Here is a 12518-nt window from a genome sequence, read left to right on the forward strand (position 1 = left end):
TGTTACAATCCACACAACAGTCTCTTCCTCTTTGGGCTATGTATGCCCAGGCGCTTGGTTTGCCGTTATTTGCGTTGGCGCTCACGTTTTTTGGCATCCGTAATGCACGCGATCAGACCCGGGTTTCAAAAGAAAAACTGCGGCATGATCTTTATGACCGTCGTTTTGCAATTTATTGGGCCTTTGTAAATATGATCAGTTCATATCTCGAGGGGAAAGATGGGGATGCAATTTTTAGAGCTTGGGATCAAGCAGTTGTGGCGTTTCAGCAGAGTTCATTCATATTAAACTCTGAAATGAAGCAATATCTGCTAAATCTCAAGGACACCGTATTTAGAATGTATACGGAAGAGGGCAGGCATCGAGGAAAAAAAGATATTCCAGCGGATATGTTTGGTCAGCTTGAGGTGGAAAAAATTCAAAATTTGGGAACGCTTTTCGAGATTTTGCCGGTCTTAACAGAAAAATTTGAACCATTTTTAAAGCTGGATGACCTTTCCAAGAGGGGTCAGCAAAACCTATGCTCCCAGAAAATCAAAAGTTTTTGGTGCAGCTTTTTTCAAAAAGCTGCTGCTTTCCTGGACTGGAAAAATGGTGGGCGCGACAGGGATTGAACCTGTGACCCTTCGCGTGTGAAGCGAATGCTCTACCGCTGAGCTACGCGCCCGGTGGGGCAGGGGATAGGACGGGGCGACGGTGCCTGTCAAGGCGCCGGGGGGCCCCTTCTTCCGGTGCGGCGCGGAGGCTGCTAAACGGGACAAATGGCTGGACATTCACACGCAAAAAACATCATGCACCGCAAGGGTGCGCAGGACGCCAAGCGCGCGCGCATTTATGCGAAACTCATTCGTGAGATCACCGTGGCGGCGAAGGAGGGGTTGCCCGACCCGGTTTCCAACCCGCGTCTGCGCGCGGGCATTGGCGCCGCGCTGAAGCAGAATATGACGCGCGATGCTATCGACCGCGCGATTAAAAAAGCGACGGGCGCCGGGGCGCAGGAGCAATACGAATCGGTGCGCTACGAGGGTTATGGCCCGGCGGGGGTGGCGGTTATCGTGGAGGCGTTGACGGATAACCGCAACCGCACGGCCTCCGTCATCCGCGCCGCGTTCAACAAATCCGGCGGGGCGCTGGGCGAGACCAACTCGGTTTCCTTTATGTTCAACCGCTTGGCTGCGATTCGCTATCCGGCGGCCACCGCCTCGGCTGATGAAATGCTGGAAGCTGCCATCGAGGCGGGGGCCGATGAGGTGGTGTCAGATGAGGATGGCCACGAGGTGCAGACCACGATCGAGAATTTCTTCGCCGTGCGCGATGCGCTGGTGGCGAAATTCGGTGATCCCGCCGAGGCGGGGGTGGAGTGGCAACCCAACGTGACCGTGACGCTGGACGAGGACAAAGCCGCCTCGGTGCTCAAATTGCTCGATGTTCTGGAAGACGATGACGATGTCCAGAATGTTTACGCCAATTTTGAGGTGCCCGAAGAGGTGCTGGCGAAACTCTCCGCTTGACCCGTATCCTCGGCATCGATCCGGGCCTGAGGTTTACGGGCTGGGGGATTGTGGAGTCCGAGGGGAACCGGCTGCGTCATGTCGCCGATGGGGTGATTTCTACGGCGGATATTGCGGATGTGCCGTTGCGGCTGCGGGCGCTGGATGCGGAGCTGGCGGAAATTCTGCACCGCTACGCGCCGGATGAGGCGGCGGTGGAAGAGACATATGTGAACCGCAATGCCACCGCGACGTTAAAGCTTGGTTATGCGCGCGGAGTCGCGTTGCTGGCGCCTGCAAGGGTGGGGATTCCGGTGTTTGAATATGGCGCGAAGACGGTGAAAATGGCGGTGGTGGGCACCGGGAACGCGGATAAGGACCAGGTGGGGCTGATGGTGCGCCGCCTGTTGCCCGGCGCGGTGAGCAAGCGCGCGGATGCGGCGGACGCGCTGGCGGTAGCGATTTGCCACGCGCACCACCGCGCCAGCCATGCGGCCTGGAGGGTGCCGGCATGATCGCCCGGCTGCGCGGCATTGTGGAGGGGATTGAGGACGGGCGCTGCATCGTGGATGTGGGGGGCGTGGGGTATCTGGTGTTTTGCTCGTCGCGCACGCTGGGGGCGCTGCCGGACGCGGGGGTGGCGAGCCTGCTGATAGAGACGCAGGTGCGCGAGGATGCGATCGCGCTTTATGGGTTTGGCACTTCGGCTGAGCGCGAGTGGTTCCGGCTGCTCACCACGGTGCAGGGCGTGGGGGCGAAGGTGGCGCTGGCGCTGCTCTCGGCGCTCTCGCCGGACCAGCTGATCGCGGCGATCGCCACCGGGGACAAGGCGACGCTGACGCGCACGCCCGGCGTGGGGCCGAAGCTGGCGATACGGATTTGTACGGAATTGCGCGAGAAAGCGGGGGGAATGCCGGGCGGGGGCGGCGTGGTGCTCGCGGCAGGGCCTGTTATGAGAGGCAATGCCGCTGACGCGCTCTCGGCGCTCACCAACCTGGGCTACCGGCGGGCGGAGGCTGAGGCGGCGCTGGCGCGGGCGGCCGAGGAGCATGGCGAGGGGGCGGCGCTGGATGTGCTGATTCGCGCCGGGTTGAAGGCGCTGGCGAAATGAGCGACGAGGAGCGGATCACCTCGGGCGAGCGGCTGGCCGATGATGCGGGGGAGATCGCGCTGCGGCCGCAATCTCTCGAAGATTTCACCGGGCAGAAAGCCAGCCGCGAGAATTTAAAGGTATTTATCGCCGCCGCGAAATCCCGTGGTGAGGCGCTTGATCATGTATTGCTGCACGGCCCGCCCGGATTGGGCAAAACCACTTTGGCCCAGATCGTCTCGCGCGAGCTGGGGGTGGGCTTTCGCGCGACCTCCGGCCCGGTCATCCAGAAGGCTGGCGATCTGGCGGCGATTTTGACTAATTTGCAACCGCGTGACGTGTTGTTCATCGATGAGATTCACCGGTTGCAGCCGGCGATCGAGGAGATACTCTATCCGGCGATGGAGGATTTTCAGCTCGATCTGATTATCGGCGAGGGGCCGGGGGCGCGCACGGTGCGCATTGATCTGCCGCCGTTCACCCTGGTGGGCGCCACCACGCGCTCGGGCCTGCTGGCGACCCCCTTGCGGGACCGTTTTGGCATTCCGCTGCGGCTGATATTCTACACCGCCGAGGAGTTGACGCGAATCATCTCCCGGCTGGCGGAGAAATTGGAGATGAATCTGACACGCGAGGGGGCGGGCGAGATTGCCAGGCGCGCGCGCGGGACGCCGCGTGTGGCAGGAAGGCTGACGCGGCGGATACGCGATTTCGCGCTGGTGGCGGGGGCGAAGGTGATTGACCGTGACGTGGCCGATGCGGCGCTGAGCCGGCTGGATGTGGACCATGTGGGGCTGGATGCCATGGATATTCGCTATTTGCGGCGCTTGGCCGAGCACCATGGCGGCGGGCCGGTGGGGGTGGAGACGCTGGCCGCCGCGCTGGCGGAGGCGCGCGACACGCTGGAGGATGTCGTGGAGCCTTATCTCATCCAGGAAGGGTTTTTGCTGCGCACCAGCCGGGGGCGGATGCTGGGTGAGGCGGGATGGCGGCATCTGGGCCTGAAGCCGCCGCAGAATCGCCCCGATCAGCCTGATTTATTGGGTGGTGACGAGATTTGAAGCATTCCTACGAGCTGCGCGTGTATTATCAGGACACGGATGCGGGCGGCATTGTGTATCACGCCAATTATCTGGCCTTCGCGGAGCGGGCGCGGACCGAGGCTCTGCGCGAGCGTGGCACCCCGCATGCGCAAATGGTGGCCGAATATGGCGTTATGTTTGTGGTGCGGCGCGTTAATTTGCATTATCAGCGCCCGGCGAGGCTGGAGGATGTGATCAGGGTCGAGACCGTGTTTCACGAGGTTGGCGGCGCATCGGTAACACTACTTCAACATTTCTGGCGAGACAGCGACTCGCTGGCCGTGCTGGAGCTTGGCCTGGGTTGCATCCGCGTGTCCGACGGCAGAGCCGCGCGGATACCGGCCGATTGGGCGAGAAAATTAAGGGCATAAGGGGATAGTATTTTGGATCAAACGGTGAACACGGCGGCATTGGCAGCGCCTGCATCGAATCTGTCGCTATGGGGGTTGTTCACGCAGGCCGATATTGTCGTGCAGCTGGTGATGCTGATTTTGCTGCTGGCCAGCGTTTGGGTCTGGACGATCATCATCGAGAAAACCATTACCATGCGCCGGGTCACCCGAGAGGCGAACGCGTTTGAGGATTCGTTCTGGTCGGGCGGCAGCCTGGATGATCTCTACAACAGCGAGGGCGCCGATCCGGCGCACCCGATTGCCGCCGTGTTCGGCGCCGCGATGAGCGAATGGAAGCGCAGCGTGCGTATTGCTGGGCTGGATGTGGTGAACACCGCGGTGAAGGAGCGGATTGACCGCGCGATGAACGTGACCATCATGCGCGAGATGGACCGGCTGGAGCGCTGGATGATCTTCCTGGCCTCGGTGGGCGCGACCGCGCCGTTTGTGGGGCTGTTCGGCACGGTTTGGGGCATCATGCACTCGTTCTCGGCGATTGCCGCGATGCATAATACCGATCTGGCCGTGGTGGCGCCGGGCATCGCCGAGGCGCTGTTCGCGACCGCGATGGGGCTTGTGGCCGCCATTCCGGCGGTGCTGGCGTATAACAAGATCAGCAATGATCTTTCGCGTTTTGCTTCGCGGCTGGAGGGGTTTGGCTCGGAGTTTTCCGCCATCCTCTCGCGCCAGGCCGAGGAGCGCAAGTAAATGGCAGGGGGCATGATCGGCGGCGGCAATGGCCGGCGGCGCTACAAAGCGATGGCGGAGATCAACGTCACCCCGCTGGTGGACGTGATGCTGGTGCTGCTGATCGTGTTCATGGTGACGGCGCCGATGATCACCTCGTCGGTTAATGTCAATCTGCCGCAGGCCAACGCCAAGGCGGCCAGCAATGATTCCAAGCCGATCACCATTACCGTGAATGCGCAGGGGCAGATTTTTCTGCAGAACTCGCAGGTGCAGCTGGCCGGGCTGGTGGCGACGTTGCAGCAGATCTCGCAGAACAACCCTGGCGAGCGGGTGTTCGTGCGCGGGGACAAGGATGTGAGCTACGGCGACATGCTGCAGGTGATGGCGACCATCACGCAAGGCGGATTTACGAAAGTTGCCCTGCTCGCCCAGCAGCCTGGGGCGGGCAAGTAGCCCGGACGGAGAGGGAATAGCATTTTGGAACGGGATATGCGCCGCAGCGCGCTGATCTCATTTGGGATTCATCTGGCTATTGTGCTGGTGGCGATTATCTCGCTGCCGCCGATGAAGCTTGAGTCCACGGCTGATGAGAGCGTGAGTGTCGATCTGATTGGCCCGTCCGCGCCGCAGGAGGCGATGCAGGCCGGCAAGGTGGCGGCACCGGCCAATACGCCGACGGTGAACAAATCCGCCCTGGCGGTGAAGCAGCCCAAGCCGCAGCCCCTTGAGGCGCCGCCGCCGCCGCCGCCACCGCCGCCGCCTTCGCCCAACCAGCAGCCGACGCCAAAGCCGCCCGCACCCGCGCCGCCGCCGCCGCCGCCCACGTTGAGCCCCAACGCGGCCCCGCTGCCGCCACCGCCGCCCACGCCGCCCAAGCCCACCACGAGCACCGTGGTGCAGCCCAAGCTGCCGTTGCCGCCGTTGCCGCAACCGCCGGCCCCGGCGCAAAGCCCGATGCACCAGCAGAATGTGGTGAAGACCCCGGCGCCGTTGAGCAAGAGCGTGTTGAACACGTTGCTGAAATTGCAGGCGTTGCAGCAGCAGAAGCAGCCGCCGACGCATGTTTATAACCCTGACCAGGGCGGAGCGCCCAACGGCGGCGGCAGCAAGCAGAGCACGGCCAATTCCGGGCTGACTGGGGCGGACCGCTCGGCGATTGGCAACCATGTGCGGCCTTGCTGGAACGTGGATGCCGGGGCGCCTGGGCTTTCCAGCTTCAGTGTGAACCTGATGGTGACGACCGACCCCACCGGCACGGTGCGCATGGCCGTGGTGGCGCCGCAGGACCAGAGCAAGCTGGGCGACCCTATTTTCGCCGCTTTTGCCAATGATGCCATTAACGCCGTGATGAACGTGCAATGCGCAACGCTGCCGCTGCCCTCGTATATGCTGGGTAAAGACCAGACCTTCCTGTTCAATTTCACGCCGTAAGAGGTACTCATGATGCGTTTTAATCTTCCGCTCATTTCCCGCCGTGGCGTTCTGGGCGCCGGTGCGGCCGCCGCGGCGGCGCCGGTGGCTTTCGCGCAGAGCGCGCTCGGCGGCGGGGGGGATGCAACCGTGGCCGCGCCGGCCGGTGGCACCGCCAATAACGGCCCGGCGATTAACGTCTCTGGCGCGCAGACCGCCCCGATCCCCATCGCGATCGCGCCGTTTAGCGATCCATCGGGCAACGCATCGCAATATGGCGGGCAGATCACCGGGGTGCTGAGCGATGATCTGGGCCATTCGGGGTTGTTCCGGCCGATAGACCCTACGAGTTTTGTGCCTAATTCCGTTGTCAACGGTACGCCGGTTTGGCAGAACTGGAACATTCTCGGCGCGCAGGCACTGGTGACGGGCGATGTGGCGGATCTGGGCGGCGGGCAGCTGCGGGTGGAGTTCCGGCTGTGGAATGTAGCGCAGCAGCGGCAGGTGCAGGGCACCGCTTATACTACTACCGTCGATAACTGGCGGCGGATCGCGCATATCATCGGCGATGTGGTGTATCAGCAGATGATCGGCGAGAAGGGTTATTTTGACTCGCGCGTGGCCTATATCTCCGAGGCCGGGCCGGTGACGAGCCGGATACGCCGCCTGGCGGTGATGGATTACGATGGCGCCAACAACCAGTTTTTGACCGATGGGTCCTCGATGGCGCTCTCGCCGCAGTACAACCCGACGCGCCAGCAACTGGCCTTCGTGAGCTTCCAGAGCAATACGCCGCGCGTGTATCTGTTCGACCTGCAAACGGGCGCGCAACGGATGCTCGGCTCATATGGCGACCAGACCATCGGCCCGCGTTTCTCGCCGGATGGCAATTCGCTGCTGATGTCGGTCTCGCGCAATGGCGGGGCTGCTATCGTGAAGGTGAACCTGAGCGGGGGCGACATGGTCGAGTTGACTGACTCCTCGTCCATCAACGTCACCCCATGCTACTCGCCGGATGGGACGCAGATCGTCTTCAACTCTGACCGTGACGGCAACCAGCAACTTTTCGTGATGAACGCCGATGGTTCGGGTGTGAAACGGATCAGCTTCGGCGCCGGGCGGTATGCTGAGCCCTCGTGGTCGCCGCGCGGGGATTTGATCAGCTATACGTTCTGGGGCAGCGATGTGGGCGGGTTCAGCATCGGCGTGATGGCGCCCGACGGCTCGGGCGAACGCATTCTCTCTCAGGGCTTTCTTGTGGAGTCGTCCACCTTCTGCCCGAACGGCCGGGTTATCATGTTCTGCCGCTCGACCCCGACGCCTGACGGACATTCGTCCCGGCTGGTCACCATCGGGATCGACGGCTTTAATGAGCGGCTGGTGCCGACGCCATCTTATGCGTCGGACCCTTCATGGGGGCCGTTGCTGGCGTAGCGCGCCACCGTTTTATTTTAAGCAATTTATTTTAAAGCATTCCCAAAGGGGGCAGGGACACTGCACCCCTTTTTCCTGTGTGCGCGCATTGGGCATGCTCTGAGCGCATGGCTAATTTGATTAATATCAAATTCTCGAAATTTTTTGTGGCCTACCCAGTGTGTTGTAAACAAACCGGGAGACTAGATTATGAAAATTTCATTTGGCTTCGGTCTGGCGGGTCTTTTGGCCGTGGCCACGGTTACACCCGCGGCGGCGCAGAGCTATTTCAGCCGGCCGACTGGCTACCAGGCTGGAAACGTGTTGGTGCATGTGAGCCTGATTGGGGTGATACCTGAGGATTTGAACAGCGCCGTCCGGGTTGGCGGCGCCGTAGTGCCCAATGAGCATGTGAGCGTGAGCGCCGGTATTTCGCCGGAAATCGATGCGTCGTACTTTTTTACGCCGAATTGGTCCGTGCAGGTGATTGCCGCGACCAGCCGGCATAATGTGAAGGTGACCGGCCCGCTGGACGCCAAGGTTGGCAGCGCCTGGGTGTTGCCGCCGACCGTGACGTTGCAGTATCATTTGCCCGAGATTGACGGCATTCGTCCATATGCGGGCGTTGGCCTCACCGTGGCTTTCTTTTATGACCAGCACGCGGCGGCGGGCATTGCCAAGTTCGGCGGCCTCTCCACGGGCGTTGGCCCGGCGCTGGATGCCGGGTTTGACGTGCCGATTGCCGGCAACTGGTTTGCCAATGTCGATGTGAAGCAGATCTTCATCGTCACCGGGACGCATGTGGATAATGGGCTGATCGGCGCGCATACCGAGCTGGACCCCACCGTGGTGGGGGCAGGCGTGGGGTATCTGTTCTAAGCCTGCGCGCGAGCATAAGCTAAAAGAAGGGGCTGGACCGTGAGGTTCGGCCCTTTTTTGCGCGCGCGGCTTGCATTTTGGCGGGTGATTTGCGATAGGGCGCGCGTCGGCATGGTGCCGATAATTCACACGCAGGGCGCTTATCCTGGGGTTTTCCCTTAGGTCCGGTGCTGAGAGGCTCAGCCCTGCGGAGGTTTTAACCGGATTTTGGAGAAGTTTTGCCATGGCATTACCTGAAGTTTCCCTGCGTCATCTGCTCGAATCGGGCGTCCATTTCGGGCATCATACCCGCCGCTGGAACCCGCGCATGGCGCCCTACCTGTTTGGCGTGCGCAACCAGGTGCATATTATCGACCTGCAGCAGACCGTGCCGCTGCTTGAACGCGCCCTGAAGCAGGTGCGCGACGTGACCGCCGCCGGCGGGCGTGTGCTGTTTGTGGGCACCAAGCGCGCCGCGGCTGATTATGTGGCCGAATCCGCGCAGCGTTGCGGCCAGTATTATGTGAACCACCGCTGGCTCGGCGGTATGCTGACCAACTGGAAGACCATTACCGGCTCCATCAAGCGCCTGCGCCAGATGGACGAGATGCTGGCTGGTGAAGTCCAGGGCCTGACCAAGAAGGAAATCCTGAACCTCACGCGCGACCGCGAAAAGCTGGAACGTGCGCTGGGCGGCATCAAGGATATGGGCGGCCTGCCGGACATCCTGTTCATTATCGACACCAACAAGGAGAAGCTCGCGGTTGAGGAAGCCAACAAGCTTGGCATTCCGGTTATCGCGATTCTCGACTCCAATTCCGACCCGACGGGTGTGACCTACCCGGTTCCGGGCAATGACGACGCGATCCGCGCCATCACCCTGTATTGCGACCTGATCTCGGGCGCGGTGCTGGATGGCATCAGTGCTGAGCTGGGCTCTTCGGGAATTGACCTTGGCGCTGCCGCCGAGCCGATTCTGGAAGCGCTGCCCGAGCCGGAAGCCGAAACGCACGCCTGAGTTAGGTTTGGTCCGCGGGGCGGTTTGGCGCCGCGGGTAAAAATTTGAGGAGCAGAAATATGGCTGAAATTACCGCGGCGCTGGTGAAAGACCTGCGCGAGACGACCGGCGCCGGCATGATGGATTGCAAGAAGGCGCTGGTGGAAAGCGATGGCGACATTCAGGGCGCGATCGATTGGCTGCGCAAGAAGGGGCTCTCCGCCGCCGCCAAAAAATCCGGCCGCGTGGCGGCTGAAGGTCTGGTTGGCGTCGCTTTGGCTCCGGGCAAGGTGGCGATGGTCGAGATCAACGCCGAGACCGACTTCGTGGCCCGTAACGAGGCGTTCCAGGCGTTCGTTGAAACCGTGGCGAAGCTGGCGCTGGTGACCGGCGAGAATGTGGAGGCCCTGAAGGCCGCCGCCTATCCCGGCACGGGCCGCACGGTCGCGGAAGAGATCGTGTACCTGGTCGCTACCATCGGCGAGAATATGACCGTGCGCCGCGTGGCTGTCATCGAGGTGCCGGGCGGCGTCGCCGCGGCTTATATCCATGGCGCGCTGAAGCCGGGGCTGGGCAAGATCGGCGTGATCGTCGGGCTTGAAGGGGCTGCAGGCGAGGCGATTGAGACGCTGGGGCGCCAGATTGGCATGCATGTGGCCGCCACCCGTCCGGATGCGCTGAGCATTGCCGAAGTGGACCCGGCGACGCTGGAGCGCGAGAAGAACGTGCTCTCCGACCAGGCGCGCGCCTCGGGCAAGCCGGAAGCCATCATTGAGAAGATGGTCGAAGGCCGGGTGAAGAAGTTCTACGAGGATGTGGTGCTGCTTGAGCAGGTCTGGGTGCATGACGGCGAGAGCAAGGTGAAGGCTGTGGTCGAGAAGGCCGGCGCGAAGATCACCCGCTTTGTGCGTTTTCATCTCGGTGAGGGAATTGAGAAGGAAACCACGGATTTCGCGGCGGAAGTCGCGGCGGCCGCCGGAGTTTAAGTATACTCCGGGCTGGACTAACCAGGGGCGGTTCGGGCAATTAGCCTGGACCGCCCCTTTTCTTTAGCAGCTGCTCTCCTCTATGGATGTCCCATGACCTCGATTCCTCAATATAAGCGTGTGCTGCTCAAAGTCTCCGGCGAGGCCCTGATGGGCAAGCGGGAGTACGGGCTGGATACCGACACGGTGAACGCCATTGCCGCCGATATCGGCGATGTGGTGGCGATGGGCGTGGAAGTTTCGCTGGTGATCGGCGGGGGCAATATTTTCCGGGGAGTGGCGGGCGCTGCCAGCGGCATGGACCGGGCGCAGGCGGATTATATGGGCATGCTCGCGACCGTGATGAACGCGCTGGCCATGCAGTCAGCACTGGAGAAGCGCGATGTGCCGACTCGGGTGCAGTCGGCGATTCCCATGGCCTCGGTCTGCGAACCTTATATCCGCCGCCGCGCCGAGCGGCATATGGAGAAGGGTAGGGTGGTGATTTTCGCGGCCGGGACGGGCAACCCGTTCTTTACCACCGACACCGCGGCGGCGCTGCGCGCGGCCGAGATGAAATGCGACGCGCTGCTGAAGGGCACGCAGGTGGATGGCGTGTATTCCGCCGACCCGCGCAAGGTGAAGAATGCCGAGCGCTTTGAGACGCTGACGTATCTGGACGTGCTTTCACGCGATTTGAACGTGATGGATGCCTCCGCCATCAGCCTCTCGCGCGAGAACAAGCTGCCGATCATTGTCTTTAACATCCATGCGCCGGGAGCCTTTGCCGCCGTGATGCGCGGCGAGGGGCTGTTCACCCGGATCGTGGAACCGAAACAGTAAGGACGGACAAATGCCTGCCGATATCTCCTCGCTTAAAACCGATCTCACCCGCCGGATGGATGGCGCGCTGGACGCGCTGAAGCGCGAATTCGGCGGGCTACGCACCGGGCGGGCCAGCCCGGCGCTGTTCGATCCGATCAAGGTTGAGGCGTATGGGCAGATGATGCCGATCAACCAGGTGGCGACCGTTGCGGTGCCGGAATCGCGGATGCTGACCGTGCAGGTTTGGGACCGCTCGATGGTCAATTCCGTGGTGGCTGCCATCCGTGACTGCGGATTGGGGCTGAACCCGCAGCCCGACGGCCAGATGGTGCGCGTGCCGCTGCCGATTTTGACCGAGGAGCGCCGCAACGAGCTGGCCAAAACCGCCGCCAAATACGCCGAGAACGCGCGTATCGCGGTGCGTGGCGTGCGCCGTGACGGCATGGAGCAGATTAAGGCGCTGCAGAAGAAACACGAGATCAGCGAGGATGACGAGCGCGACTGGTCCGAGCAGGTGCAGAAGCTGACCGATGAGTACATCAAGCGCCTGGACGCCAGCCTGGCGGAGAAGGAAAAGGACATTCGCCAAGTCTGATGTCCGAGGTTTCTGCACGCCCGGTCCCGCTGCATGTGGCGATCATCATGGATGGCAATGGACGCTGGGCCACCACGCGCGGGTTGCCGCGCGTGGCCGGCCACCGCGAGGGGGCGAAGGCCGTGCGGCGCACCGTGGAGGCGGCAATCGCCCAGGGCGTGCGCTACCTCACGCTGTTCGCGTTTTCCTCCGAGAACTGGCGGCGTCCGCCGAGTGAGGTGGCGGATCTGACGTTTCTGCTGAAACATTATCTGCGCAGCGAGCTGAATGAGATGCACGCGCAGGGCGTTTGCCTGAAGATCATCGGCGAGCGGGAGCGGTTTGGCCCGAACCTGACCGCGGAGCTGACCGCCGCCGAAGCGAGAACCGCGAATAACAGCAAGCTGACGCTGGTGATGGCGCTCTCATACGGCGGGCGGGCGGATGTTGTGGCGGCGGCGCGCAAGGCGATTGCCTCTGGCATGGCGCCGGAGGCGCTGACCGAGGAGAATTTCGCGGCGCTGCTTGACACGAAGGGCATTCCCGACCCGGACCTGCTGATCCGCACCAGCGGGGAGGTGCGGATTTCCAACTTCCTGCTGTGGCAGACGGCTTATTCCGAGTTACTGTTTACTAATGTGTTGTGGCCCGACTTTGGCGCCGCCGCATTTGCCGCCGCCCTGGACGAATACGCCACCAGGGAAAGGCGCTTTGGCGCCCGCCCGGCCTGAG

General features: G+C 62.3%; 16 protein-coding genes and 1 tRNA gene. 16 read left to right on the plus strand and 1 reads right to left on the minus strand.

All coding sequences use genetic code 11. The annotated features are described in order from the left end of the window. Positions 1 to 614 (plus strand): hypothetical protein (locus PHE40_RS03440; RefSeq protein ID WP_299958036.1); only part of this gene is annotated, 614 nt, incomplete at its 5' end. Here PHE40_RS03440 and PHE40_RS03445 read toward each other — a convergent pair. Further along, positions 593 to 667, minus strand: a tRNA-Val gene (locus PHE40_RS03445). The genes PHE40_RS03440 and PHE40_RS03445 overlap by 22 nt on opposite strands. 94 nt (positions 668 to 761) lie before the next feature. Between PHE40_RS03445 and PHE40_RS03450 the strand changes: the two genes are divergently transcribed. From PHE40_RS03450 to uppS, 15 genes are all read left to right on the plus strand, one after another. Next, a complete protein-coding gene (locus tag PHE40_RS03450) occupies positions 762 to 1511 on the plus strand; it encodes a YebC/PmpR family DNA-binding transcriptional regulator (protein ID WP_299958039.1) in 750 nt (249 codons plus the stop codon). Further along, a complete protein-coding gene (ruvC, locus tag PHE40_RS03455; RefSeq protein WP_299958041.1) occupies positions 1508 to 2005 on the plus strand; it encodes a crossover junction endodeoxyribonuclease RuvC in 498 nt (165 codons plus the stop codon). The genes PHE40_RS03450 and ruvC overlap by 4 nt, the downstream gene beginning before the upstream one ends. After that, on the plus strand, positions 2002 to 2601 hold the full coding sequence (gene ruvA / locus PHE40_RS03460) for a Holliday junction branch migration protein RuvA (protein WP_299958043.1): 600 nt from the start codon (positions 2002 to 2004) through the stop codon (positions 2599 to 2601). Before ruvC ends, ruvA begins: the two co-directional genes overlap by 4 nt. Beyond that, on the plus strand, positions 2598 to 3641 hold the full coding sequence (ruvB, locus tag PHE40_RS03465; RefSeq protein WP_299958046.1) for a Holliday junction branch migration DNA helicase RuvB: 1044 nt from the start codon (positions 2598 to 2600) through the stop codon (positions 3639 to 3641). Before ruvA ends, ruvB begins: the two co-directional genes overlap by 4 nt. Then, complete coding sequence (ybgC, locus tag PHE40_RS03470) at positions 3638 to 4033, plus strand: tol-pal system-associated acyl-CoA thioesterase (protein ID WP_299958049.1); 396 nt, start codon at positions 3638 to 3640, stop codon at positions 4031 to 4033. The genes ruvB and ybgC overlap by 4 nt, the downstream gene beginning before the upstream one ends. 12 nt (positions 4034 to 4045) lie before the next feature. Beyond that, complete coding sequence (tolQ, locus tag PHE40_RS03475) at positions 4046 to 4762, plus strand: protein TolQ (RefSeq protein WP_299958052.1); 717 nt, start codon at positions 4046 to 4048, stop codon at positions 4760 to 4762. Next, on the plus strand, positions 4763 to 5197 hold the full coding sequence (gene tolR, locus PHE40_RS03480; protein WP_299958054.1) for a protein TolR: 435 nt from the start codon (positions 4763 to 4765) through the stop codon (positions 5195 to 5197). 24 nt (positions 5198 to 5221) lie between these two features. Then, positions 5222 to 6175, plus strand: coding sequence for a hypothetical protein (locus PHE40_RS03485; RefSeq protein ID WP_299958057.1), 954 nt, complete (start codon positions 5222 to 5224; stop codon positions 6173 to 6175). Between the two features lie 12 nt (positions 6176 to 6187). Then, a complete protein-coding gene (gene tolB, locus PHE40_RS03490) occupies positions 6188 to 7588 on the plus strand; it encodes a Tol-Pal system beta propeller repeat protein TolB (protein ID WP_408838486.1) in 1401 nt (466 codons plus the stop codon). A 189-nt stretch (positions 7589 to 7777) separates the two neighbouring features. After that, positions 7778 to 8446: an OmpW family protein gene (locus PHE40_RS03495; RefSeq protein ID WP_299958063.1), complete on the plus strand. Its 669-nt coding sequence runs from the start codon at positions 7778 to 7780 to the stop codon at positions 8444 to 8446. A gap of 223 nt (positions 8447 to 8669) precedes the next feature. Further along, positions 8670 to 9443 carry a 30S ribosomal protein S2 gene (gene rpsB, locus PHE40_RS03500; protein WP_291421809.1) on the plus strand — a complete coding sequence of 258 codons (774 nt, stop codon included), beginning with the start codon at positions 8670 to 8672 and terminating at the stop codon, positions 9441 to 9443. A gap of 59 nt (positions 9444 to 9502) precedes the next feature. After that, positions 9503 to 10408: a translation elongation factor Ts gene (gene tsf / locus PHE40_RS03505; RefSeq protein WP_299958067.1), complete on the plus strand. Its 906-nt coding sequence runs from the start codon at positions 9503 to 9505 to the stop codon at positions 10406 to 10408. 93 nt (positions 10409 to 10501) lie between these two features. Continuing rightward, positions 10502 to 11230: a UMP kinase gene (gene pyrH, locus PHE40_RS03510; RefSeq protein ID WP_299958070.1), complete on the plus strand. Its 729-nt coding sequence runs from the start codon at positions 10502 to 10504 to the stop codon at positions 11228 to 11230. Positions 11231 to 11240: 10 nt separating this feature from the next. Continuing rightward, positions 11241 to 11807 carry a ribosome recycling factor gene (frr, locus tag PHE40_RS03515; protein WP_299958073.1) on the plus strand — a complete coding sequence of 189 codons (567 nt, stop codon included), beginning with the start codon at positions 11241 to 11243 and terminating at the stop codon, positions 11805 to 11807. Next, entirely contained in the window at positions 11807 to 12517 is a 711-nt protein-coding gene (gene uppS, locus PHE40_RS03520) for a polyprenyl diphosphate synthase (RefSeq protein WP_299958076.1), read from the plus strand. Before frr ends, uppS begins: the two co-directional genes overlap by 1 nt. The last annotated feature ends 1 nt before the right edge of the window (position 12518 follow it).

The sequence above is a fragment of the Acidocella sp. genome (assembly GCF_028687955.1).
GTDB lineage: Bacteria > Pseudomonadota > Alphaproteobacteria > Acetobacterales > Acetobacteraceae > Acidocella.

Excerpts from the sequence above, each read along its gene's own strand:
- PHE40_RS03450 (WP_299958039.1), top strand. The coding sequence starts at position 762 with ATGGCTGGACATTCACACGCAAAAAACATCATGCACCGCAAGGGTGCG.
- ruvA (WP_299958043.1), top strand. The coding sequence starts at position 2,002 with ATGATCGCCCGGCTGCGCGGCATTGTGGAGGGGATTGAGGACGGGCGC.
- ruvB (WP_299958046.1), top strand. The coding sequence starts at position 2,598 with ATGAGCGACGAGGAGCGGATCACCTCGGGCGAGCGGCTGGCCGATGAT.
- tolR (WP_299958054.1), top strand. The coding sequence starts at position 4,763 with ATGGCAGGGGGCATGATCGGCGGCGGCAATGGCCGGCGGCGCTACAAA.
- tolB (WP_408838486.1), top strand. The coding sequence starts at position 6,188 with ATGCGTTTTAATCTTCCGCTCATTTCCCGCCGTGGCGTTCTGGGCGCC.
- PHE40_RS03495 (WP_299958063.1), top strand. The coding sequence starts at position 7,778 with ATGAAAATTTCATTTGGCTTCGGTCTGGCGGGTCTTTTGGCCGTGGCC.
- rpsB (WP_291421809.1), top strand. The coding sequence starts at position 8,670 with ATGGCATTACCTGAAGTTTCCCTGCGTCATCTGCTCGAATCGGGCGTC.
- tsf (WP_299958067.1), top strand. The coding sequence starts at position 9,503 with ATGGCTGAAATTACCGCGGCGCTGGTGAAAGACCTGCGCGAGACGACC.
- pyrH (WP_299958070.1), top strand. The coding sequence starts at position 10,502 with ATGACCTCGATTCCTCAATATAAGCGTGTGCTGCTCAAAGTCTCCGGC.
- frr (WP_299958073.1), top strand. The coding sequence starts at position 11,241 with ATGCCTGCCGATATCTCCTCGCTTAAAACCGATCTCACCCGCCGGATG.
- uppS (WP_299958076.1), top strand. The coding sequence starts at position 11,807 with ATGTCCGAGGTTTCTGCACGCCCGGTCCCGCTGCATGTGGCGATCATC.